The 22,628-nt window shown below is 46.5% G+C and carries 20 protein-coding genes, 1 tRNA gene, 1 rRNA gene and 1 riboswitch (1 of these 23 only partly in view); of the genes, 15 read left to right on the top strand and 7 right to left on the bottom strand.

The window, feature by feature from the left end:
• Positions 1-66: 66 nt before the first annotated feature.
• From tlpB (L3V45_RS14650) to L3V45_RS14640, 3 genes are all read left to right on the top strand, one after another.
• Complete coding sequence (gene tlpB, locus L3V45_RS14650) at positions 67-2,052, top strand: methyl-accepting chemotaxis protein (RefSeq protein ID WP_003152139.1); 1,986 nt, start codon at positions 67-69, stop codon at positions 2,050-2,052.
• A gap of 19 nt (positions 2,053-2,071) precedes the next feature.
• Positions 2,072-4,174, top strand: a complete 2,103-nt coding sequence (gene tlpB, locus L3V45_RS14645) for a methyl-accepting chemotaxis protein (protein ID WP_437220054.1) — start codon at positions 2,072-2,074, stop codon at positions 4,172-4,174.
• Positions 4,175-4,239: 65 nt separating this feature from the next.
• Entirely contained in the window at positions 4,240-4,764 is a 525-nt protein-coding gene (locus L3V45_RS14640) for a type 1 glutamine amidotransferase domain-containing protein (RefSeq protein ID WP_003152143.1), read from the top strand.
• Between the two features lie 31 nt (positions 4,765-4,795).
• On the opposite strand, the gene L3V45_RS14635 is transcribed toward L3V45_RS14640, so the two are convergent.
• On the bottom strand, positions 4,796-5,782 hold the full coding sequence (locus tag L3V45_RS14635; RefSeq protein ID WP_003152146.1) for a Gfo/Idh/MocA family protein: 987 nt from the start codon (positions 5,780-5,782) through the stop codon (positions 4,796-4,798).
• A 179-nt stretch (positions 5,783-5,961) separates the two neighbouring features.
• Between L3V45_RS14635 and L3V45_RS14630 the strand changes: the two genes are divergently transcribed.
• The 4 genes from L3V45_RS14630 (at position 5,962) to L3V45_RS14615 (ending at position 8,678) form a co-directional block, all read left to right on the top strand.
• Positions 5,962-7,122 carry an AI-2E family transporter gene (locus tag L3V45_RS14630; protein WP_003152148.1) on the top strand — a complete coding sequence of 387 codons (1,161 nt, stop codon included), beginning with the start codon at positions 5,962-5,964 and terminating at the stop codon, positions 7,120-7,122.
• Between the two features lie 91 nt (positions 7,123-7,213).
• Positions 7,214-8,044 carry an undecaprenyl-diphosphate phosphatase gene (locus L3V45_RS14625; RefSeq protein ID WP_007613337.1) on the top strand — a complete coding sequence of 277 codons (831 nt, stop codon included), beginning with the start codon at positions 7,214-7,216 and terminating at the stop codon, positions 8,042-8,044.
• Positions 8,045-8,172: 128 nt separating this feature from the next.
• Positions 8,173-8,245: transfer RNA gene (locus L3V45_RS14620), tRNA-Ala, on the top strand.
• A gap of 112 nt (positions 8,246-8,357) precedes the next feature.
• Positions 8,358-8,678: a hypothetical protein gene (locus L3V45_RS14615; RefSeq protein WP_003152171.1), complete on the top strand. Its 321-nt coding sequence runs from the start codon at positions 8,358-8,360 to the stop codon at positions 8,676-8,678.
• Positions 8,679-8,730: 52 nt separating this feature from the next.
• Here L3V45_RS14615 and L3V45_RS14610 read toward each other — a convergent pair whose 3' ends face one another.
• Positions 8,731-9,372, bottom strand: a complete 642-nt coding sequence (locus tag L3V45_RS14610; RefSeq protein ID WP_003152172.1) for a cupin domain-containing protein — start codon at positions 9,370-9,372, stop codon at positions 8,731-8,733.
• Between the two features lie 217 nt (positions 9,373-9,589).
• Between L3V45_RS14610 and hmpA the strand changes: the two genes are divergently transcribed.
• Both hmpA and L3V45_RS14600 read left to right on the top strand, forming a co-directional pair.
• Entirely contained in the window at positions 9,590-10,765 is a 1,176-nt protein-coding gene (gene hmpA / locus L3V45_RS14605) for an NO-inducible flavohemoprotein (RefSeq protein ID WP_041481971.1), read from the top strand.
• A gap of 142 nt (positions 10,766-10,907) precedes the next feature.
• On the top strand, positions 10,908-11,753 hold the full coding sequence (locus tag L3V45_RS14600; RefSeq protein ID WP_024085723.1) for a glucosaminidase domain-containing protein: 846 nt from the start codon (positions 10,908-10,910) through the stop codon (positions 11,751-11,753).
• Between the two features lie 34 nt (positions 11,754-11,787).
• Here the strand turns inward: L3V45_RS14600 and L3V45_RS14595 are convergent, their stop codons facing one another.
• The 3 genes from L3V45_RS14595 to cudC all read right to left on the bottom strand — a co-directional run bounded on the left by L3V45_RS14595 (position 11,788) and on the right by cudC (position 13,873).
• Positions 11,788-12,456, bottom strand: a complete 669-nt coding sequence (locus L3V45_RS14595) for a potassium uptake protein KtrA (protein ID WP_014305646.1) — start codon at positions 12,454-12,456, stop codon at positions 11,788-11,790.
• A gap of 163 nt (positions 12,457-12,619) precedes the next feature.
• The gene (gene bslA, locus L3V45_RS14590; protein ID WP_003152178.1) at positions 12,620-13,159 is read right to left on the bottom strand and encodes a biofilm surface layer hydrophobin BslA; all 540 of its coding nucleotides are present in this window, start codon (positions 13,157-13,159) and stop codon (positions 12,620-12,622) included.
• Positions 13,160-13,318: 159 nt separating this feature from the next.
• Positions 13,319-13,873 (bottom strand): transcriptional regulator GbsR, encoded by a 555-nt coding sequence (cudC, locus tag L3V45_RS14585; protein ID WP_014305645.1) that lies wholly within the window; start codon positions 13,871-13,873, stop codon positions 13,319-13,321.
• A gap of 200 nt (positions 13,874-14,073) precedes the next feature.
• On the opposite strand from cudC, the gene betB reads away from it, so the two are divergent.
• The 3 genes from betB (at position 14,074) to L3V45_RS14570 (ending at position 17,425) form a co-directional block, all read left to right on the top strand.
• Positions 14,074-15,546: a betaine-aldehyde dehydrogenase gene (gene betB, locus L3V45_RS14580; protein ID WP_014305644.1), complete on the top strand. Its 1,473-nt coding sequence runs from the start codon at positions 14,074-14,076 to the stop codon at positions 15,544-15,546.
• 17 nt (positions 15,547-15,563) lie between these two features.
• Positions 15,564-16,772, top strand: a complete 1,209-nt coding sequence (gene gbsB / locus L3V45_RS14575) for a choline dehydrogenase (protein ID WP_003152181.1) — start codon at positions 15,564-15,566, stop codon at positions 16,770-16,772.
• Between the two features lie 71 nt (positions 16,773-16,843).
• Positions 16,844-17,425: an MOSC domain-containing protein gene (locus L3V45_RS14570; protein WP_015387814.1), complete on the top strand. Its 582-nt coding sequence runs from the start codon at positions 16,844-16,846 to the stop codon at positions 17,423-17,425.
• A gap of 1 nt (position 17,426) precedes the next feature.
• Here L3V45_RS14570 and L3V45_RS14565 read toward each other — a convergent pair whose 3' ends face one another.
• Entirely contained in the window at positions 17,427-17,915 is a 489-nt protein-coding gene (locus L3V45_RS14565) for a DinB family protein (protein ID WP_003152184.1), read from the bottom strand.
• Between the two features lie 146 nt (positions 17,916-18,061).
• Between L3V45_RS14565 and L3V45_RS14560 the strand changes: the two genes are divergently transcribed.
• Both L3V45_RS14560 and L3V45_RS14555 read left to right on the top strand, forming a co-directional pair.
• The gene (locus L3V45_RS14560; protein ID WP_003152186.1) at positions 18,062-18,592 is read left to right on the top strand and encodes an NfeD family membrane protein; all 531 of its coding nucleotides are present in this window, start codon (positions 18,062-18,064) and stop codon (positions 18,590-18,592) included.
• A gap of 19 nt (positions 18,593-18,611) precedes the next feature.
• Positions 18,612-20,141 carry a flotillin lipid rafts scaffold protein FloT gene (locus L3V45_RS14555; RefSeq protein WP_014305640.1) on the top strand — a complete coding sequence of 510 codons (1,530 nt, stop codon included), beginning with the start codon at positions 18,612-18,614 and terminating at the stop codon, positions 20,139-20,141.
• A gap of 30 nt (positions 20,142-20,171) precedes the next feature.
• Here the strand turns inward: L3V45_RS14555 and thiT are convergent, their stop codons facing one another.
• Positions 20,172-20,753, bottom strand: coding sequence for an energy-coupled thiamine transporter ThiT (thiT, locus tag L3V45_RS14550; RefSeq protein WP_015387815.1), 582 nt, complete (start codon positions 20,751-20,753; stop codon positions 20,172-20,174).
• Positions 20,754-20,853: 100 nt separating this feature from the next.
• A riboswitch (TPP riboswitch) is annotated at positions 20,854-20,954 on the bottom strand.
• 443 nt (positions 20,955-21,397) lie between these two features.
• On the opposite strand from thiT, the gene L3V45_RS14545 reads away from it, so the two are divergent.
• A 16S ribosomal RNA gene (locus L3V45_RS14545) occupies positions 21,398-22,628 on the top strand; it runs 319 nt beyond the window's last position.

Below are 22,628 nucleotides of genomic sequence, written 5' to 3'. Positions count from 1 at the left end.
TTGGATGTGTATATTTACCCATAATTGCCGATATGAAGGGTAAACACGCAAGAGGAGATATAGCAGATGAAAAAAATTGTGCAAATCATCAAGCAGAGATCGCTTACAAGAAAACTGCTCATTTCTTTTTTGGCCATTCTCATTCTTCCTATTTCAACGCTGGCTTTTATCGCCTATCAATCGGCGGTAAGTACGCTTGACAGGCAGATGATGGGAAGCGCATTAGATAATGTGCAGCAGATTAACGATATGATCAACACAAGCATCAGCCAAAAGGAAGACGGAACGGCATATTTCAGCGACTGGCTCACAAAGGATCGGTACAAGCCGAAAAACCAATCGCAAATTACCGATAAATTCACAGAGTACATGAAGATTAATAAAGACGTGGAATCCATCTATACGAGTGACACGGAAGGACATTTCACACGGTATCCGGATCTGCAGATGCCTAAAGGATATAATCCGCTTGAAAGAGACTGGTATAAAAAGGCCGTGGAAAATAAGGGGAAAGTTGTTGTAACAGATCCTTACCGCACGGCTTCCACCAATACGATGGTCGTGACGGTCGTTCAGCAGACGAAAGACGGCTCAGGGGTCGTCGCCATCAATATGAAAATCGATGAGCTTCTGAAAACGACAAAGAAAGTGAACATCGGAAAATCAGGCTACGCTTTTATCCTGACGAAAGACAAAAAAGTGGTCGCCCACCCGAACCGTGCGTCAGGCACAGTATTAAACGGGGAGTGGGCTGAACAGTTGTTCACCAGCAAAAAAGGTGATTTTCAATACAAATACGACGGCCAGGAAAAGAAAATGGCTTATGATACGAACGGGCTGACAGGCTGGAAGATTACCGGAACGATGTATCTGGACGAAATTCATGAAGCGGCCCTGCCGATCCTTCATCTGTCCCTGCTCGTTCTCGTATTAGCGATTGTCATCGGAACCATCGTCATGGTGCTGATTATCCGTTCAATCACAAAACCGCTCAAGCAGCTTGTGACATCATCGAAACAGATCAGTGAAGGCGACTTAACAGAAACGATCGAAATTCAGTCAAAAGATGAATTAGGCGAGCTGGGCAAAAGCTTTAACAATATGGCCGCTTCACTCAGGTCTCTCATCCATGCCATTCAGGATTCCGTGAATAACGTCGCATCTTCCTCAGAAGAGCTGACGGCTTCAGCGGAGCAGACAAGCAAGGCAACGGAACATATCACACTGGCGATCGAACAATTTTCTAACGGAAATGAAAGCCAAAGTGAAAATATCGAAAGCGCGGCGGAACATATTTATCAAATGAACAGCGGGCTTAAAGATATGGCGAAAGCATCTGCCGTCATTACCGAATCCTCCGCCACATCAGCGGAAGTCGCCAATTCAGGCGGAAAGCTCGTCCACCAGACGGTCGGCCAAATGAACGTCATTGACCGGTCAGTGAAAGAAGCTGAACAAGTGGTGCGCGGACTTGAAACAAAATCAAAAGACATTACAAACATTCTCGGTGTCATTAACGGAATCGCTGATCAGACAAACCTTCTTGCGCTGAACGCGGCAATTGAAGCCGCGCGTGCGGGTGAATACGGCCGGGGCTTCTCAGTCGTCGCCGAAGAGGTCAGAAAACTTGCGGTCCAGTCTGCCGATTCAGCGAAAGAAATCGAAAGCTTAATTATAGAAATCGTCAACGAAATCAATACATCTCTCGGCATGTTCCAATCCGTCAACAAAGAGGTGGAGAGCGGACTGGATATTACGAATCAGACCGAAACGAGCTTCAAACGGATTTCTGAAATGACGAACCAGATCGCCGGAGAAATTCAAAATATGAATGCGACGGTAGAACAGCTGACAGCAGGATCACAGCAGATTTCAGGAGCTTCTGAGCAAATCGCGTCCATCGCAAAAGAAAGCTCCGCCAGCATTCAGGATATCGCGGCCTCTGCCGAAGAACAGCTGGCTTCAATGGAAGAAATCAGTTCGTCTTCGGAAACGTTATCCCAAATGGCGGAAGAATTACGTGATATGACGAAACGATTTAAAATAGATTAATAGATCATAGAACACCCAAATGTGCTGTTTGGGTGTTTTTTTTAGTTTTTTTAATAAATCTTTTGTCCTATCTGACGATATTAGATTTAGCTTTTCAAAGAAGGAGACTGAAAAAATGAAACAACTGATACATTGGATCAAACAGCCATCCATCAGCAAGCCGCTGATCGCGGCATTTTTAGCCGTATTGGTGCTTCCGGTCGGCATACTCGCCTACTTCAGCTACCAAACGGCGGGGAGTACATTAGAAAGCGAACTGACCCACAGCGCCCAGGGAAATGTCAGTGAACTGAACAGCGTGCTGGAAAACATGCTTGAGGGTAAGCTGAAAGCGATTGACTACTACAGCGAATCAATCACAAAGGAAAAACTGAACACGAAAAATAAATCGGTACTGCTCGACAATATGAAGCAGTATGTCACCGTAAATGGCGATGTCGCGTCAATTTACGCCGCGTCTCGCGACAAAGCGTTCGTGAAATATCCGTCCGCTGACATGCCGTCCGATTATAATCCGCTCACGCGCGAGTGGTATACAAAGGCGGTTGAAAAAAGCGGACAGCCGGTGTTTACCGAGCCTTATAAAGACGCTGCAACCGGACAGACGGTCGTTACGATTGCCCAGCAGACAAAAGACGGATCAGGCGTTGTGGCGCTTGATATTAATCTGGGCGACCTGCTGAACGCTTCCGAACGCGTCCAGATCGGTCATAAAGGATTTGCCTTCATTACAACGGGGGATAAAAAATACATCGCCCATCCGACTATAAAAGCGGGAACGGAAGGCTCCGGAGAGTGGACGAAAGAAGTATTTTCCAAATCAAGCGGATCGTTTGAATACATGTTTGAAGGACAGCAGAAGAAAATGGCCTTCACGACAAACAAACTGACGGGCTGGAAAATCGCCGGCACATTTTTTGTCAGTGAGATCCATGACGCAGCCTCGCCTGTCATGAAAATGGCGCTGATCATCCTGGCGGTTTCTCTTATCGTCGGCGGTATTTTAATCTTCTTTATCATTCGCTCGATTGCAAAACCGCTCAAAAAACTTGTCTCGACATCAGCTAAAATCAGTGACGGCGATTTAACGGAAGTCATTGACATCAAGTCAAAAAATGAATTCGGGCAGCTCAGCCAAAGCTTCAATGAGATGTCGGCATCACTCCGGTCTGTCATCGGCGTCATCCAATCATCCGTCGAACATGTCGCTTCTTCATCCGAAGAGCTGACGGCATCCGCCGGACAGACAAGCAAGGCGACAGAGCATATTACTCTGGCGATTGAACAATTCTCAAACGGAAACGAATCACAAAGCGAGAAATTGGAAGAAAGTGCCGATCACCTTTCCCAAATGAATGCCGGCATTGCCGAGACGGCGAATGTATCGGCGGAAATCACTGAATCCGCCATCCAAACCTCTGAAACGGCCGGAAGCGGAGAAGAATTAGTGGCGAAAACGGTCGGCCAGATGAAAACAATTGATCGTTCCGTACAGCAGGCGGAAGCCGTCGTAAAAGGGCTGGAAACGAAGTCGCACGACATTAAGAGCATTCTGAACGTTATTAACGGCATTGCCGATCAAACAAATCTGCTTGCCTTAAACGCGGCCATTGAAGCGGCAAGAGCAGGCGAATACGGGCGGGGCTTCTCCGTCGTTGCGGAAGAAGTGAGGAAGCTTGCCGTACAATCAGCCGGCTCCGCAAAGGAAATCGAAACGCTGATTCAGGAAATCGTCAAAGAAATCGCCACATCGCTTTCCGTATTCCAAGCGGTGAATCAAGATGTGAAGGAAGGCCTCGATATTACGGATCAAACGGCCGAAAGCTTCAAAAAAATCTCAGAAATGACGACTCAGATTTCAGGCGCCTTGCAGCATATGAACGGAACGCTTGAGCAGCTTGCAGCCGGGTCGCAAAATGTGACAAACGCGGTGGAGGACATTACCTCAGTCGCCAAAGAAGGGTCCGCCGGCATTCAAGACATCGCCGCCTCAGCTGAAGAGCAGCTGGCCTCCATGGAAGAAATCAGTTCATCCGCCGAAACGCTTGCGCATATGGCTGAAGAACTGCAACAGGTCACACGGAAATTTACGATTCAGTCTGAAGACGAAGAACAGCTGTAACGAGCTGTTTCTTTTCCTCATATGAAAAAAGCGATACACTAATATAAAAGAAGGGAGTGGCAGTGATGAGATTAGAAGGCAAAAAAGTTATAGCGCTTGTCAGTGACGATTTTGAAGACTTAGAGCTTTGGTATCCCGTCTATCGGCTGAGAGAGGAAGGCGCGATCGTTCATTTAATAGGAGAAGAAGCGGGCCGTTCATACAAAGGAAAATACGGCGTGCCCGCGACGGCGGATTACGATTTTAAGAGCCTGATTATTCAGGAGTATGATGCCGTGCTCGTGCCTGGCGGCTGGGCTCCTGACAAACTGCGAAGATATCCCGAAGTTTTGGACATCATCCGTACGATGAACGAGCAGAAAAAGCCGATCGGCCAGATCTGCCATGCGGGCTGGGTGCTTATATCTGCCGGAATTCTCGCAGGAAAAAAAGTAACGAGCACGCCCGGCATCAAAGACGACATGACAAATGCAGGGGCACAGTGGCTGGATGAAGCAGTCGTAACTGACGGCCACATTGTATCAAGCCGCCGCCCGCCCGACCTTCCGCAGTATGCAAAAGCGTTTGCTGACCTGTTAGCGTCCAAATAAAAAACATCCGCCCGAATCCGGGCGGATGTTTTTAGTTTTGATCGGCGGGAAAGACGATTCCGATTTGTTTTCTCGCTTCTTCCATAATGTTTGCCGTAATGAAAGAACGTTCAAATGTATTTTCGGAAGACTCCCGCTGTCCGTTTCGAAGAAGATTGATGAATTCAGCCGTTTCGTAGTACATCGAAGGTTTCAGATCAGGGACTGAAATGTCTTCCGTCCGGCCGTCACGATAGCGGATTTCCGCCCGTTCCGGTCCGTGAATGCTGTCCAGAACGATCGTGCCGTCTTCCCCCTGAATTTCCGCCGGGGCAAACGAATTTGAGATTTTCGAATGCATCAGCACCGCTTCAAATCCGTCGTATGACAGAATGACCGTGCCTTCGCCGTCAACGCCGGATGCTAGTTTATGACCGGTCGCAATGACGTTTTTCGGTTTGCCGAACAGGACGACGGCCGGATAAATGCAGTACACGCCGATGTCCATTAACGAACCGTTCGATAATTCAGGCTTAAACGCGTTAAGCACCGTACCGTTTTTATATGCATCATATCGTGATGAATATTGGCAGTAGCTTGCCGTGAATCTCCTGACGGGTCCGATTTTATGTAAGTGGTTTTGAAGCATGCTGAAGTTCGGCAGGAACGTCGTTTTCATGGCTTCCATCAAGAGAACGCCGTTCGTTTTGGCTGCGTGAATCATTTCATCCGTTTCCCTTGCGTTAGACGCAAACGGTTTTTCGCATAGTACATGCTTGCCGTGTTCCATAAAAAGGACCGCCTGCTCTTTGTGAAATGCATTCGGGCTGGCGAGATACACCGCGTCATAGGCTTTGCTTTCCGCCATTTCTTTCAGGCTGGTGAAATAATGAGCAGCGCCGTGTTTGCCGGCGAATTCCGCCGCACGTTCCTCAGTTCTGGAATAAACCGCCGTTAATTGAAAATCATCAATAGCAGAAGCCGCCTCCAGAAATCGTTCTGTAATCCAATTCGTTCCGACTGTTGCAAATCGAATCATTGCTATCGCTCCTTCTATGTATTGGCTTACATTATAGCTTTTTTTCAAAGAAACATAAATGGAAAAAAGGCTGCCAGCTAAACGGATAGGAAAAATTCCCATAGAGACCGGTTATTATTTTTCATTACAGGAACGATAGTGTACAATTTAAGTAAAATACATATGATGGAGGAACAATAGTGGAAACATTGCAAACATGGGGCGGCAGATTTAAACAGTTTTTCTTAGACAATAAATTTGTCTTGTTTTTGCTTGTATTGCTGCTCATCGGTCTCAATATCCTTGTCTTTATGAAGACATCATTTATTTTCACACCCATTATCGTCCTGCTCAAAACGATTGCGCTCCCCGTCATTTTGACAGGAATTGTTTATTATCTGCTTAATCCGATCGTAGATATATTGGAAAAAATAAGAGTGAAAAGAGTCTATTCCATCCTGCTCCTTTACCTCATTATTATAGGGCTGATTTCGATTACGGTCGTTTCAATTATTCCGTTTTTAAAGGAACAGATCATGAGCCTGATCGACAACCTGCCGAAATATGTGGACATCGTTGAAGATCAGACGAAAAGCCTGATCGGAAGCGATTTTGTAAATCAGGCGCAAAAGACGATGAATATCAACATTTCCGATCTTGCTAATAAAGTATCGGCGCAGGCGGCGACAATTGCAAACAGCACATTTACCGGGGTCGGGAATTTTATCGGCGCGCTGACTGAAGTGATTATTTCAATAGTGACCGTGCCGTTTATTCTGTTCTATTTGCTGAAAGACGGCAAAAAACTGCCGATCTATATCTTAAAGTTTGTGCCCACCCGTCTGAAAGAACAAACGTATACGATGCTGAGTGAAATGAACCACAGATTAAGCTCCTATATCAGAGGACAGGTCATCGTCAGCTTCTGCATCGGGTTTTTATTATTTATCGGCTATCTGATTATCGGACTTGATTATGCGTCACTGCTTGCGGTCATTGCCGCTTGTACGAGCGTTGTTCCGTATTTAGGGCCGACCATTGCCATCACGCCGGCGATTATTATCGCGTTGGTCACTTCGCCCTTTATGCTGCTGAAGCTTGCGATTGTCTGGACCGTTGTCCAGCTCGTGGAAGGGAAATTAATTTCGCCGCAGATCATGGGGAAAAATCTTCACATTCACCCGATTACCATCATCTTTGTTCTTTTAACCGCCGGAAAGCTGTTCGGGGTTGTCGGCATTATTTTAGCCATCCCGGGGTATGCGGTCATCAAAGTGGTCACGACCCATCTGTTTGATTGGTTCAAAATGCGCTCGCATTTATATGAAGAAGAAAAAAATGATGCTGTATCGAAGTCATAAAATCGGAACGGACATGATATTTATTATAAGACAGGCTTTCCTTCAAAGGAGAGCTTCTCTTTTGTAAATGATGAATGAAGGGAAGAATGGGATGACACTATGGGAGATGTTCACAGCAGCCGTTTTGGGAATCGTGGAAGGGCTGACGGAGTACGCGCCGGTTTCTTCCACGGGACATATGATCATAGCGGATGACATCTGGCTGAAATCCGGAAGCCTGATGAATCCGGAAGCCGCCAATTCCTTCAAAGTGGTGATTCAGCTCGGTTCGATTCTGGCGGTGGCCATTGTGTTTAAGGATCGGATATTACATTTACTCGGCCTCAAAAAAAACGTCACGCGCGATCAGCAGAAGGGATACAGGCTGACCATCGCGCAAATCGCCGTCGGTCTTGTCCCGGCAGCGGTGCTCGGCTTTTTATTTGAGGATTTCATTGACCGCTATTTATTCTCCGTCAGAACGGTCGCTTACGGATTAATTGCCGGAGCCGTGCTTATGCTTATAGCGGACTGGATCAATAAAAGGAAAGAAACGATCGATACGGTGGACAGAATCACCTACAAACAGGCTTTCTGTGTCGGATTATTCCAGTGTCTCGCCTTATGGCCCGGATTTTCCCGATCAGGCTCAACGATTGCCGGAGGTGTTATTGTGGGCTTGAATCACCGGGCAGCCGCAGACTTCACATTTATTATGGCGATTCCGATTATGGCGGGCGCAAGCCTTCTGAAGCTCGTGAAATACTGGAGCAGTCTTTCTTATGACATGATTCCGTTTTTTCTTGTCGGCTTTATCTGCGCCTTTGTCGTCGCCCTCTTAGTCGTCAAGTTTTTTCTTCGGCTCATTAACCGGATTAAGCTTGTCCCGTTCGCCATTTACCGTGTCATCCTCGGCATCATTTTAATCATGCTCGTGCGATAAACGAAGAGGCCCCCCGGAGGGTCTTCTTTTTATGTTCGAAAAACGTCTCAGGAAAATATGAGCAAACTGAATTTTCTGCTTGAAATTCATAGAAGAGTCGTCTATAATAAAACATGACGTTACAGCACGGGGCCATAGCTCAGCTGGGAGAGCGCTACGCTGGCAGCGTAGAGGTCAGGGGTTCGAGCCCCCTTGGCTCCATACCTTTAAACCCTTATTCTATAAATAAGGGTTTTTTTGTTTTTTCATCTTCTGCAGCAGCCTCTGTGTTCCGCTTCATTTCTAACAACTCAAAATAAAGGAAAGAGAGAAAATGAAAAAGAAAATCTATCTTATATTATCTCTGTCAGCTGCACTGGCACTTCTTTTAACAGCGCTCCCGGTTCTTTCTCCTGTCATCTTCACGTCTGCTTCAGAAAAAGGAGCCATCAGGCATGACATTTATAAAAAAGGATATCCGTATCAAAGCTACTTTGCGATTCTTCAAAAAGAAGAAGGAGGCGGAGAGGACGGGAACCTTTATTATGTAAATTGGTTCAATTGGAAAGATGAAACCGGACAGACGCCGCACGTATGTTATTCAAAAAAATCGTCCGAAGGCGAGTACAAAGTAAGCTGCGGGACCGGACCGTAATGATCAAGAGCCCCTCTGCAATGAGGGGCTCTTTCTGTCGATGCGGATCCGCTTAATACCCCCTATAGAACGGCTGAACATAATGCCGATACGGATCATTCGGATAATGCGTATTTGGCTGATAAGGCTTATTCATATCATGAATACCCGTGTTTTCAGACTGTCCGCAGTATTTATCGGGACCTATCACAGTTGATTGCCGGATCGGTGAAACGGCTTTTTCCCACTCGTGCTCATTCAGACAGTACGTATGCGCCATGATCTCCGGCGGCGTCAGACGGAGAATATCCGAGCCGTATATCACTTCAGGCGAAGGGGCGTCAAATATGGCCAAAAGGTGGGTTTTGTCTGAAGTGGCGACTTCATAATGCCACCACCCCTGCGGAACATTCGCCACTTGTCCTGGAGAGATCGGATAATTCCGTATTTTCTGGGTGAACGGATTCAGCATCGACACCACCGCGGAACCCGAAATACAGTACACCAATTCAGCGGCGTTTTGATGGGTATGCGGTTCAATCACATTTGTTTTACTCAGAAAGATATCTAATAATGAAATATTTTCAAGCGTGTTTAACTGTTTAATCCCCAATACATTGATAAAGTTCCGAGCATCTTTCGTAAAAAAACGGCTCTCATTTACATCATAAGTGAACTGTGTATTCGGAGACGTGTAATCGATATCGGAAACCATGCAATCCCCCGCTTTCATCTTTAAACGTATATTCCCAAATATATGTGTCCCTGTTTCACCGGGTGATAAAAAAGGAGGTGAAATCCATAAATTCCAAATCCAACACAATATTGTGACGACTTTTTTAAAGATTCATTTTATATATATCTTTTATTCGAAATATCTCTTACTATAAAGATATATTAAAAATACATCTTTAGAAGGGTTGAGGATGAACATGCTGGATGAGAGAACAGTAGACATCATCAAAAGCACAGTACCCGTATTAAAAACACATGGAGAAAACATCACCGGACGCTTTTATAACCTGATGTTTCAAGATCATCCCGAACTGTTAAATATGTTTAACCAAACGAACCAAAAGAAACAGACTCAGCGCGCAGCATTGGCAAATGCAGTCATTGCGGCTGCGGCGAATATTGATCAATTAGAACAAATCATTCCGGCGGTCAGACAGATCGGCCATAAACACACAAGCATCGGTGTAAAACCGGAACATTATCCGATTGTCGGAAAGTATCTGCTTCTGGCGATTAAGGATGTGCTGCAGGATGCCGCAACTCCTGAAATTATGCAGGCATGGGAAAAAGCTTACGGTGTTATTGCGGAGGCTTTTATCGGCATTGAAAAAGACATGTACAATGAAGCCGGATGGCAGGGGTATAAAGAATTTACGGTTATACAGAAAACAAAAGAAAGCAAAGATATCACATCATTTTATATCAAACCGAGTGACGGCTCTTCGCTTCCTGGATTTGAAGCGGGACAATATATCAGCATTAAAGTGAGGATTGCGGATTCTCCTTATACGCACATTCGCCAGTACAGCCTGTCTGATGCTTCTCGAAAAGGCGCATATCGGATATCTGTGAAAAAGGACGGAGCGGTTTCTTCTCATCTCCACAATGAAGTTCAAGAGGGAGATAAACTTGAAGTCAGTGCACCCGCCGGGGATTTCAAGCTGTCTTCTTCCGAAAAACCGGTTGTTCTTATCAGTGCCGGTTCCGGAATCACGCCGATGATGAGCATGCTGAAAACAGCCGCCGAAAAACAGCCGGAGCGTTCCGTTACTTTTATTCATGCCGCGAAAAACGGAGAGTACGCCGCGTTCCGCAAAGAGGCTGAACAAGCTGCGGAGAATCATCCGAATATTAACGTCATTTATGTATACAGTGAACCGGCAGAACAAGACCGCTCAGGAGACAAGCCTTTTTACAGCGGCCGGATTGATCAAACCTTCTTGGAGCAGCTTCATCTGAATCAAGATGCTGAATGTTACTTGTGCGGATCAGCGCAGTTTATGACGCAAATGAAAGATATGATTCTTGCACTCGGGTTTGACTCTGATTCTGTTCAATATGAATTGTTCGGCCCTCAGCTGAGCATGGCATAACAAAAAAAGACTCCTCAAAGAGGAGTCTTTTTTATTTGCACGATGTGTTCTTTCTCCGTCTTTTTCCCTATTTTATTGAAATTTTCATCAATGACCAGTAAAATTATAAATCTAGTGATTCCGGAATTAAAGGAAGGTTGATATGAAAAAGAAAGCAAAGACCAAAAGGGTGCTTGGGTGCCTTTTTGCTGTATCTCTTATATTCGGATTATTTCTGGTATCAATGGTATTTTCGAAATTCATAGTGACGGAAGAAAAACCGCCTGAAGAGGTGGACGAGCAGCAGGTCTTTATTGACAGCCTTTCCGGGCATGCTCAAATTTTATATGAGAAATATCATGTCCTTCCGAGCATCACCCTCGCACAGGCCATTCTCGAATCGGACTGGGGGAACAGTGAGCTTGCGGGGAAAGCGCGCAACCTGTTCGGTGTAAAAGGTGATTATAAAGGAAAACACGTCACGATGAAAACGGATGAATTTGAAAAAGGAAAACGAAAAACGATTCGGGCAAAATTCCGTAAATACAGCACGTTTTTTGAATCAATGGATGACCATGCCAAATTATTTGTCAACGGAACGTCTTGGAATAAAAAGAAGTACAAGCCCGTCATTGAAGCGGACAATTATAAAACAGCGGCGGCTGCCCTTCAAAAATCCGGCTACGCCACAGACCCCGGCTATGCTGAAAAAATTAAAGATGTCATAGAAACCTATAACCTGAATGAATATGACAAAATCAATGCCTCTCTTAAAGCAGTTGATAAGAAAGGCGCAATCAAAGACCACGCCATTGAAGACGTGTGGTCCAAGCCGTCGAAAGAGCGGCATTCTATTAAATTGGCATCGGCGCAAAAGTTTACCGGCCAGCATATTAAAGTCGTATCTGAAAAACAAAACGGAGAATCCGTCTGGTACCAAATTCAAGTGAAAGATAAGCTGATCGGCTGGGTTGACCAAACCGCCGTCCAGTTAAGTGAAGAAACATAAGCATCAAAAAAAGCCGGCAGCTTGCCGGCTTTTTTTACATTCCTTCAGTTTCAAACCTTTTAATATCACGTTTATGCCCCATCAGCACAAGGCAGTCACATTCATGAATGACAGTCTCCGGAGAAGGGGACAGCTGAATGTCTCCATTATGTTTCACGGCGAGAATGGTGCAGCCGAATCTGGCGCGGGCGCCGAGATCAAGAATGGATTTTAAATGCAGCTTTTTAGTGGCTGAAAGCTCCACAATGCTGTATTCATCTGACAAATCGATGTAATTTAAGACGTTTTCATCTGAAAGGCTTTGCGCAATCCGCACGCCCATATCCTTTTCAGGATGGATAATACGATCAGCACCGATCTTTTCAAGCACTTTGTGATGATAATAGTTTTGCGCTTTCACCCAAATATTAGGGATGTTCAGCTCCTTCAATAACAGCGTCGTCAGCGTGCTTGCCTGTATATTGGCTCCGATTGCTACGATGACATATTCAAAATTTCTGATGCCGAGCGACTGAAGCTCGCTTTCTTCCGTTGAATTTGCCCGCACGGCATGCGTGGCATAAGAGGAGTATGCGTTGACCCGCTCTTCGCTGATATCGATCGCAAGCACCTCATGCCCCATTTTAAAAAGCTCTTTACAGATGCTTCCGCCGAAACGGCCGAGTCCGATGACGGCAAATTGTTTATTTTTGATTTTTCCCAATCCTCATAACTCCTTAAGAAACTGTTTTCGTCACTCCAAATACAACAAACAAGAATGTACTCCTGTTTTAGGGGTTTGTCAATGCGAGGGCCGGAAGAAAGAAAACAGCACAAAAAAAGACCGGCTGACAAGCGATGAGCTTGTGCCGGTCCGTTTTTCGCAATTATTTGCAGTTGCATGGCTGTGTCGGCGGTGTGCTGCGTTTTTGAACAACAATTGTGTCCTCAGCATAGAATTTAGAGCCGATGCTTAATGATTTATTTTCTGCACGGAACTTATATGTACCTGCAGCAGGCAATGTTTTATTATTAAGAGAAAGCTTAAATTCCGCTGCGCCGAGCAAATCAATGTTTAACGGAAGTCTGACTGTTTTGCCGTTATTCAGAATCTGTCTTTCGCGCAAAGCGTGTCCGTTGACTGTATCTTTTGTTGTAGCCGCAAATCCGCTAGGAAGGGTAAATTCCATAACGCCTAAGCTCAGGATCGTGTTCGGACGGTACGTCAATTCGATATCAGAAAATGACCATTCCTGCTGGCTGGCACCTGTATATTTTGCAAATAAGGTAGCAGTCGCTTTCGTGGACATTTCCGGCTCGTGAACGGTTGAGCCTGACTCAGCGGCGAATGACGCTGTCGGCAGAGAAAGAAGCAAAACCAGGCCGAATAAACTTGCCATGACAGTTGAGAAAAACTTGTGTTTCATTTTTATAAATCCCCCTAAAAAAAATTTGCTGATTGTTCTTAAAAAAGAACGACCATACCTATAAAAATTTACCATCAATTTTAATGGAAGTAAATGGGGTTATGTTCCTATATTTTCTCAAAAATAATCAAATCACGACAAAAAACGCCTGAATCAAAATCAGGCGTTTTTTTCGTCCGTTTCTATCGGAATAAATTTAAAAATCTCCCCGCTCTGAACCGAGTTGGCGAGCCGCTTCAGCCAATGATAATAAGCTTTCGAGCTTTCAAGCTGATCATATAACTGCCGCGCTTCTTCCTGTAATTCCGCGCTGCCTTCCTCGGCCAGCAAAACGGACTGCAAATCCGCCTGAGCCTGTACGATGGCGGACAAATTCACCTGAACTTCACGGTCCCATTTCGGCGGAAAGAAATTCGTGAAAAACGTAAAGAAATCCTTTTCCGCTACAAATGTATGCTTCCGTGTGCCGCGGTGAAAGGTTTTTTTGACCACATTTAAATCCTGCAGCTTTTTAACGCCCGTGCTCATACTCGGTTTGCTCATCTGCAGTTCCTCACGCATTTCGTCAAGCGTCATTTCATCCCTCATATACATTGTTCCGTATAAAATCCCGACACTCCGGGTGATTCCGTAAAGATCCATCGTCTCTGCAATGGAATCAATGACAAGATCCCTGGCTTGTTCTATAGCTGCGAATTCTGGATTCTCATCCATACTGTCCCTCTTTTCCTCTTGAAGTTTAAATTTGTTAAGTCATTTCTTTATGTTCTTAATCTTAACGAATCATGACAAAATGTCAAAATCTAAACGGACTGTCCGGGTTTTGACAGGCAAAAAAACATGTGTTAAATTAACATTGTTAAAAACATTAAATTTTTATTTAACAAACTTACTTCTCGGTAAGGAGGACTCTTATGAGCAAAACGCTTTATATCGGCGGCGAATGGATCAGTGCAGAAAAAAAACAGACCCGCCGTATCATTAATCCATTTAATCAAGAAGAAATTGCAACGGTATGCGAAGGAGACCGGAATGATGCGGTGAAAGCCATCGCCGCAGCCAGAAAAGCATTTGATGAAGGGGAATGGCCGGTGCTTTCCGGGCTCGAGCGCGGACAATTTGTTCTGAAAATTGCGGAATTAATCAGACGCGATCTGAACGAATTAGCTGAGCTGGAATCGCTTGATACAGGAAAAACGATTGAAGAAAGTAAAGCCGATATGGATGATATCGCAAATGTATTTCAATATTATGCCGGTTTGGCGGATAAAGACGGAGGCGAAGTCATTTCATCTCCGATTCCCGATTCCGTAAGTAAAATCGTCAGAGAGCCAATTGGCGTATGCGGACAAATTACGCCGTGGAACTATCCGCTCCTTCAGGCGAGCTGGAAAATCGCTCCCGCTCTTGCGGCCGGAAACACGATCGTTTTAAAGCCGAGCGAGATTACTCCGCTTACAACCATTAAAGTCTTTCAATTAATAGAAGAAGCCGGTATTCCGAAAGGGGCCGCCAATCTCGTGCTGGGGCCGGGCGCCTCTGTCGGCGATGAGCTGGCGAGAAACCTCGACGTCGATTTGGTCTCTTTTACGGGCGGAATTGAAACAGGCAAAAAAATCATGCAGGCGGCAAGCGGCAACGTGAAAAAGATTGCCCTGGAGCTTGGCGGCAAAAATCCGAATATCGTATTTCAAGATGCAGATCTCGAAACAGCTGCAGATCAAGCGCTGAACGCCGTGTTTTTCCATGCCGGTCAAGTTTGTTCGGCCGGGTCACGTCTTTTGGTGGACGAAGCCATTCATGATGAATTTTTAGCCGAGCTGATCAAGCGCACGAAACGCATCAAATTAGGAAACGGTTTTCATGAAGATACGGAAAGCGGTCCGCTGATTTCCGCCGAGCATCGGGCCAAAGTCGAAAAATACGTAGAAATCGGTATCGAAGAAGGGGCAAAACTGGAAACAGGCGGCAAACGTCCTGATGATCCCGCCCTTCAAAACGGTTTCTTCTATGAACCTACTATTTTCTCAAACTGCAAGTCTGATATGCGAATAGTCCAAGAGGAAATCTTCGGCCCCGTTTTAACAGTCGAGTCATTCTCTTCAGAAGAAGAAGTGATCAGACTTGCCAACGATACCATTTACGGGCTGGCCGGAGCGGTATGGTCAAAGGATATTGAAAAATGCGAACGCGTAGCCGCCAAACTGCGGATGGGAACGGTATGGATCAATGATTTCCACCCGTATTTCGCGCAAGCGCCATGGGGCGGGTACAAACAATCGGGCTTCGGCCGCGAACTCGGCAAAATCGGCCTGGAAGAATACACGGAAATCAAACATATTTACCGCAATACGAAACCTGCGGCTGTGAACTGGTTTCAAGCATAATTAGGAGGAGATACAATATGACATTAAATATGAAAGTAGAAAGCATGCATAAATTCCATACATTCGAAATCCCGACAGTCATTAAACACGGAATCGGCGCGATTCAGCACGCGGGAAGTGAAGTCAGAGCGCTTGGCGTCACAAAAGCGCTGCTCGTAACAGACCCGGGAATTTATAACGCGGGAGTGGCAAACCCGGTCATTGAATCTTTGCAGGAAGCGGGCATCGAAGTCGTCCTGTTTAACAAAGTGGAGCCGAACCCGCCTGTACGTCTTGTAAACGAAGGATCAGAACTGTATAAAAAAGAAAACTGCAACGGTCTAGTGGCTGTCGGCGGCGGAAGCTCCATGGATACGGCGAAAGCGATCGGGGTAGAAGCGACACACGAAGGAAGCGTGCTTGATTATGAAGCCGCGGAAGGCAAAAAGCCGCTGGAAAACCGCATTCCTCCGCTGACAACGATCCCGACGACTGCGGGAACAGGTTCAGAGGTCACACAATGGGCGGTCATTACAGATGAGGAAAGAGAATTTAAATTCAATACGGGCGGACCGCTAATCGCCGCACATTTAACGGTCATTGACCCTGAGCTGCACACGTCCATGCCTCCGCATGTGACGGCCATGACAGGTATTGACGCACTTGCGCACGCCATCGAGTGCTATACGATGAAATTCGCGCAGCCGATCACTGATGCCGTCGCTTTAATGGCCATTGAATATGCGGCGCATTATATTAAGCGCGCGTTTGCGGACGGAGAGGATTTGGAAGCAAGATACGGCATGGCGCAGGCGGCGATGCTTGCCGGCCTTTCATACGGCAGTGAATCAGCAGGCGCGGCGCATGCGATGAGCCAGACGCTCGGCGGCATCATCCCTGTCGCTCACGGACAATGCGTCGCAGCTATGATGGGACCGGTAATGGAATACAACTGGAAAGGCTATCCGGAAAAATTCGCCCGCATCGCCAAAGCATTCGGAATCGATACAAGCAACATGACAACCGAAGAAGCGGCCAAAGCGTCCGTCAACTGGATGTATGATCTTGTAAAAGATTTAGAAGTGCCGAGTTTAGAAGAACAAGGTGTGTCTCCGGACATGATTGAACGTTTATCAAAAGAAGCCATGAAAGATCCGCAGACTTTCGGAAATCCAAGAGATTTGAATGAGAAAGCATACAACTGGATTTACAAACGCTGCTTTGACTTAACGCCGAAAACGGTATAATAAATGAACCCCGCTCCTTTACAGAGCGGGGTTTTTTAAGGATAATGTCAAGAAAAAGGCGGTGGTGGCTGATGTGGAAACGCATAACAGCAAAGACGGAAGGCGTATATATAGCGGATACCGAACAATTTGTTACCAAAAAGATGGACAAGCTTCGCGCGGAATACGGCGGGTTTCCCGGTGACCTGCATTTCGGACTGACAAAAAAGGCCGGCGCGCGTGAGCCGATGTATGAAAGAGGAACAGAAATTTTTAACCGGAGACAAATTTCAATCGTGTCCATGGAGGAATGTGATGACATTGCGGAGAAGATGGGGATTTCTCATATCTTTCCCGAATGGCTCGGCGCTAACATCGCAATCAGCGGTTTTTCTGCGCTGACGCCGCTTAAAGAAGGAAGCAGAATGATTTTTCCAAGCGGTGCGTCTCTGTTGTGCGAGGGAGAAAATGATCCGTGCATTCAGCCGGGAGAAGTCATTCAATCCTTTTATCCGGATCAGCCAAAACTCGCCGCGGCGTTTGTGAGGCACGCGATGGGCAGAAGAGGAATTGTCTGTATTGTTGAACGCCCGGGTGATATATGCACGGGCGATGCGGCCACCATCCATTCCTATGAACCGAAACGCGCCAAGAAAAAAATCGAGAAGGTCTGACTCAGACCTTCTCGATTTTTTGTTTGATTTCTTCTATTTGATCGATGTGACGCTTTTCATGATGGCCGATAAAGTCAATCCACTGGCGGATCGTCAGTTCTTGAAAAACGGGATGCGGAAGCACACGTTCAAAGTCTTCCTCGTTTAATGATGAAATAACTGCGGTCAGCTGCTGTCTTGCCGTATCTAATTCTTGTTTTGCCTCAATGACTGATATTCGGTTTTGCTCAGGTTCGAGGTGTGACGGCGCCGGCCGTTTATTTGATCTGTCCTCTATAAACTCCATCGGTTTGTCTTCGATTTTTTTAAACGGTGCGTCTTTTGCCTGCTTTGATAAAAGGGTCTGCGCTGTTTCGTCAATTTTCTTTAAATGGTCAAGGACTTCCCGCACGCTCCATTCATCAGCCGCGGGCTTTCGGTTGAATTCCTCATCAGAGAGTCCTTTCAGTTCTTCCCAGGTCTGCTGTCTGGCTTCATTAAAAATGCTCATCCTATCTCCTCCTTTAGAGTAAACATATCATATCCGGATTGGATAATCATGTAATCAGCCTTCCTTATCAGAAAATTGAAACCATTTACCTTTACATCCGTATATAAAGTAACACCCCGACACCTCAGCCGAAAGGAGGATAGAATGTGGACATATTTCATCTGCCGCTTGAAACGGTCTATCTTTACACATTGATTATTTCGGGAAGTCTCACGCTTTTGATTCTGTTTTTTCAAGATGTGTTTCACGGCCTCTCGGAAGCCATTCCTGTTTCATTTTTAAACCCTGCATTGATTCTGTCTTTTTTAACAATCTTTTCAGCCTCAGGTTATATCGGCGAAATCGCCGCTCCGCTATCAAGTCCTGTCATTGCGTTGCTTTCATTTGTTCTTTCGGTTCTTTTGGTCAGCCTGCTTCACTTCTTCGTCCTTGTCCCGCTTTCATCAGCGGAAGAATCGCTCGCATATCGGGAGACGGATTTAAAGGGCAGGGTCGGCAGGGTCATTACTTCCGTCCCGAAAGACGGCTATGGGGAAGTGATCATAGAGGGAATAGGGGGCGCCATTTCTAAATCAGCCGTCAGCTTTGATCAAGAACAGATCAGGTACGGAACGGCCGTATTAGTGATTGACGTGAAAGACGGAGTGCTTTTTGTGACGCCGCATGAACCAATCTGATATCTAAGGGGGAACTGTTATGACTATGCCGATTATCATTGTTATCGGAATCGTATTCTTTTTACTCATCGCACTTATTGCTGTATTTATTACGAAGTACCGGACAGCGGGGCCGGACGAAGCCCTTATCGTGACCGGAAGTTATTTGGGAAATAAGAACGTCCACATTGATGAAGGCGGAAATCGTCTGAAAATCGTCCGGGGCGGGGGAACGTTCGTGCTCCCGGTATTCCAGCAGGCAGAACCTCTCAGTTTACTGTCAAGCAAACTTGATGTCTCTACACCTGAAGTCTATACAGAGCAAGGGGTGCCGGTAATGGCCGACGGAACCGCCATTATTAAAATCGGAGGCTCCATCGGTGAAATCGCCACAGCAGCTGAACAATTTTTGGGGAAATCCAAGGACGACCGTGAGCAGGAGGCGCGGGAAGTGCTGGAAGGCCATCTGCGCTCCATCCTCGGCTCCATGACCGTTGAAGAGATTTATAAAAACAGGGAAAAGTTTTCTCAGGAAGTCCAGCGGGTCGCGTCTCAGGATCTTGCTAAAATGGGGCTGATGATCGTTTCTTTTACGATTAAAGACGTCCGGGATAAAAACGGCTATCTTGAATCATTAGGCAAGCCGAGAATCGCCCAAGTCAAGCGGGATGCGGACATTGCCACGGCAGAAGCGGATAAAGAGACGAGGATTAAACGCGCGGCCGCTGATAAAGACGCAAAAAAATCAGAGCTGGAGCGGGCGACGGAAATAGCTGAAGCGGAAAAAATCAATCAGCTGAAAATGGCGGAATACAGAAGAGAGCAGGATACAGCAAAAGCCAATGCCGACCAGGCATATGATCTTGAAACCGCAAAAGCGCGCCAGCAGGTGACAGAGCAGGAAATGCAAATTAAAATTATTGAGCGGCAAAAGCAGATTGAATTGGAGGAAAAAGAAATTCTGCGCCGTGAGCGCCAATATGACTCTGAAGTGAAGAAAAAAGCCGATGCTGACCGTTACTCGGTGGAACAAGCGGCCGCGGCCGCAAAAGCGAAGCAGCTCGCCGAAGCCGATGCCGAGCAGTACAGCATCGAAGCAATGGCCAAGGCGGAAGCGGAACGCGTGAGAATTGACGGTCTTGCTAAAGCGGAGGCTGAAAAGGCGAGAGGAGAAACCGAAGCGGAAGTCATCCGCCTGAAAGGTCTCGCAGAAGCGGAAGCTAAAGAAAAAATCGCCGACGCATTCGAAAAATACGGGCAGGCTGCAATCCTTGATATGATTGTGAAAATGCTGCCTGAATACGCAAAACAAGTCTCAGCGCCTCTTTCAAACATTGATAAAATTACCGTCGTGGATACGGGAGGAAGCGGTGAAAACGGCGGGGCCAATAAAGTCACAGGCTATGCAACCAATTTAATGGCCGGTCTTCAGGAAAGCTTAAAAGCATCTTCCGGAATCAATGTAAAAGAGCTGATTGAGAATTTTTCAGGCAAAGGAAACATAAAACAAAGCATAAATGAACTTACAAAAGAACTGAGTGATTCTAACGAACGGCACAGCCGGGAATAAAAAAACAGCAGGCGTAAACCGCCTGCTGTTTCAGTTCGTCCGCTTAGCTTCAAGAAGCCGCGGCGCAGTCATGAATAATAAGGTAAGGACAATGGCCGAAAGGATAAAAGAAGGAATCATGTAAGTCGCGTTATAGACGGATGAATAAATCCAGACCGGCGTACCCTTCGGAGCATAGCTTCCGAAAAAGACCGCTCCGGAGACCACATGCGCCGCATACCGCAGCACACTGCCGGTGAAAACACCGCCTATAACATACATCGTTAAAGCGCCTCTTTTTTTATTCAATGCCGATTCTCGTACACCGGAAGCGAACAAGCCGCTGAAACCGAGAACTGCAAATGCCGCGATGTAATCAAGAAATAGCTGCACCGGGTGCTGCAAAAACAAATTGCCGATGGCGATCTGGACAATCCCTGTTAAAAAGCCTGTCGTAAGCCCGGCCTTCACTCCCCAGCGGAATGAAATCAAAAAAATCGGAATCATCATAATAGAGACCGAACCGCCTTGGGGCATCCGGAGAAACATGCCTGAGACAATGTCCAGAATGACAGCCGCCCCGGTCATAATCGCTATTTCAATTAAGCGCACAAGCTGTGTTGAATGATTCATAGTTTTCCCCCTGGTCAGACAACCGTATCAAGGATAAACAAAAAAGCAGCGCGGGGAAGGATGGGAAAAGGTCCGCGCGCTGCTTACATAAACTGCAAATCATTTGGCTTTGCCACATCCCTACGCCAGCGTTAACTAACAGGTTCAAAGGGTCAGAACAAAACGTTCACTCTCAGCTTTAATGCTCCCCTTGTGGTCATCAAGTATTTAGTTCAATCTTACTATACAAGAAAATAGGCCAAACCACAAGACAGCTTATCTTTCTATAGAAGAGAAACTGAAATAAGTATGAAAGAAAATAACTAATGATTTTTTAAAAAAAACTATTGTCATATTTTCAAAAGGGTGTTATATTATTAAACGTCGCTGATGAACAGCAGACAACAACGAAAAGCTTCGGAAACAACTTGAAAAAAGTTGTTGACATAAAAGAAGCTGAGTGGTAAGATAATAAAGCTGCTTCAACAAGCGGTCATGATCTTTGAAAACTAAACAAGACAAAACGTACCTGTTAATTCAAAGTTTTAAATAAATCGCACAGCGATGTGCGTAGTCAGTCAAACTAAGGTCTGCACGATGCAGATCACACAGACGTTACTGCAGGATGCAGTGAACTTAGTCTGTGATCCATTTATGTGATCCATTTATCGGAGAGTTTGATCCTGGCTCAGGACGAACGCTGGCGGCGTGCCTAATACATGCAAGTCGAGCGGACAGATGGGAGCTTGCTCCCTGATGTTAGCGGCGGACGGGTGAGTAACACGTGGGTAACCTGCCTGTAAGACTGGGATAACTCCGGGAAACCGGGGCTAATACCGGATGGTTGTTTGAACCGCATGGTTCAGACATAAAAGGTGGCTTCGGCTACCACTTACAGATGGACCCGCGGCGCATTAGCTAGTTGGTGAGGTAACGGCTCACCAAGGCGACGATGCGTAGCCGACCTGAGAGGGTGATCGGCCACACTGGGACTGAGACACGGCCCAGACTCCTACGGGAGGCAGCAGTAGGGAATCTTCCGCAATGGACGAAAGTCTGACGGAGCAACGCCGCGTGAGTGATGAAGGTTTTCGGATCGTAAAGCTCTGTTGTTAGGGAAGAACAAGTGCCGTTCAAATAGGGCGGCACCTTGACGGTACCTAACCAGAAAGCCACGGCTAACTACGTGCCAGCAGCCGCGGTAATACGTAGGTGGCAAGCGTTGTCCGGAATTATTGGGCGTAAAGGGCTCGCAGGCGGTTTCTTAAGTCTGATGTGAAAGCCCCCGGCTCAACCGGGGAGGGTCATTGGAAACTGGGGAACTTGAGTGCAGAAGAGGAGAGTGGAATTCCACGTGTAGCGGTGAAATGCGTAGAGATGTGGAGGAACACCAGTGGCGAAGGCGACTCTCTGGTCTGTAACTGACGCTGAGGAGCGAAAGCGTGGGGAGCGAACAGGATTAGATACCCTGGTAGTCCACGCCGTAAACGATGAGTGCTAAGTGTTAGGGGGTTTCCGCCCCTTAGTGCTGCAGCTAACGCATTAAGCACTCCGCCTGGGGAGTACGGTCGCAAGACTGAAACTCAAAGGAATTGACGGGGGCCCGCACAAGCGGTGGAGCATGTGGTTTAATTCGAAGCAACGCGAAGAACCTTACCAGGTCTTGACATCCTCTGACAATCCTAGAGATAGGACGTCCCCTTCGGGGGCAGAGTGACAGGTGGTGCATGGTTGTCGTCAGCTCGTGTCGTGAGATGTTGGGTTAAGTCCCGCAACGAGCGCAACCCTTGATCTTAGTTGCCAGCATTCAGTTGGGCACTCTAAGGTGACTGCCGGTGACAAACCGGAGGAAGGTGGGGATGACGTCAAATCATCATGCCCCTTATGACCTGGGCT

Origin of the sequence: Bacillus sp. R45 (assembly GCF_021729365.1) — a bacterium.
GTDB classification, from domain to species: Bacteria; Bacillota; Bacilli; order Bacillales; family Bacillaceae; genus Bacillus; species Bacillus velezensis.
This window is presented reverse-complemented; position numbering and strand designations above follow the sequence as displayed.